Consider the following 1,162-nt stretch of genomic DNA (forward strand, 5'->3'; position numbering starts at 1 on the left):
CTAAAGGTGGTAGTTTAGTCGGGAAATTAGCTAAATAAAACCTATGCTGAATCAAAAAAATAAACCTCAACTAAAAGAACCCTTACAATTACTTAGCCACAACAAATATGTAACAACAAGAGTTGGGATAATTTCTCTAGCTGGTTTTTCAATGGCTGCGCTTTCTCTATTATTACAATTTCTAAATTATGGAGCGATTAGTGTTTTAAATAAAAAACAGTTGGCATTAGTACAACTCTCATCAGGAGAGACAATTGCCGCTAGAGCAGTAGACCCAAAAGAACGGTCTGATGAAGTAATTAAAAAATTTGTATCTGATACATTTATTACTACATTTAATTGGGATGGATTAGTAAAAGCATTTAATGAGAAAGGAGAATCTATCACTAAGCAAGATACTGGGGTAGAAGTAGGTAGACTTAATAATAAATCTAATAGTAGGGTTACGACTAGAGCCTATGATGCTGCATTTGCTTTAAGTGAAAATGAAGGATTTCGCCCCGCCTTTCTCAAGAAATTAGCATCAATCACTCCGACAGGTATATTCAATGGTGATACTCAAGTATCTTTAATTCCCAGATTCATATCCCAACCACGTCAAATTAAATCAGGGAAATGGGAAATAGATTTTATTGGTACACTGGTAACTTTTGAGCGTGAGTATAACTCAGGTAAAGGAATTGCTTTCAATAAAACCGTTACAGTTTCTTCAATTTCTAATCCAGAATATATCCCAGCTAATACCACTGAGTTAGCTAAGAAGATTTATGCAGCCCGTCGCGCCGGATTAGAAATTACAGAAATTGTAGATTTAAACTTTGGGAGAAAGAAATGAGCGAAAACAACGGTAAAGAGTCTGTATCAACTATAGACAAACTACTGAGTATGGGTGATGCTGACCACAAAAATAACCCTGACAAACAGCTAGAACCGGAAAGTTTATTAGTTCCTACTAAGCACAATTTTGTTACTTCTCCTTGGTCACGATTAGGGATAATTGCTGTGCCTTTTGGAGTTGGATTTTTAGCTATATTTTTAATGCTCAATGGAGTATTTAATCCTTCTCCACCGGAAAAGATTGCTCAAAAGCCAGGGGAAACTATTACTGCTACAGAACAAACACAAGATAATGAGGGGGATGGTGACGCTCGTGCAAAACTAG

1 protein-coding gene and 1 pseudogene are annotated in these 1,162 nt (G+C 36.1%); both read left to right on the forward strand.

Annotated elements, in window-relative coordinates; translation table 11 throughout:
• Nucleotides 1-43: 43 nt before the first annotated feature.
• Complete coding sequence (locus ACM0OY_RS40390) at nt 44-835, forward strand: hypothetical protein (protein WP_414574298.1); 792 nt, start codon at nt 44-46, stop codon at nt 833-835.
• Nucleotides 832-1,162: pseudogene (locus ACM0OY_RS40395) on the forward strand (hypothetical protein); the annotation flags it as partial. The gene ACM0OY_RS40390 and the pseudogene ACM0OY_RS40395, both read left to right, overlap by 4 nt.

This window comes from Nostoc sp. CCY 9925, assembly GCF_963920935.1.
Lineage (GTDB): Bacteria > Cyanobacteriota > Cyanobacteriia > Cyanobacteriales > Nostocaceae > Nostoc.

Bases quoted from the DNA above. Each gene is read 5' to 3' on its own strand.
- ACM0OY_RS40390 (WP_414574298.1), top strand. From the start codon at position 44: ATGCTGAATCAAAAAAATAAACCTCAACTAAAAGAACCCTTACAATTA.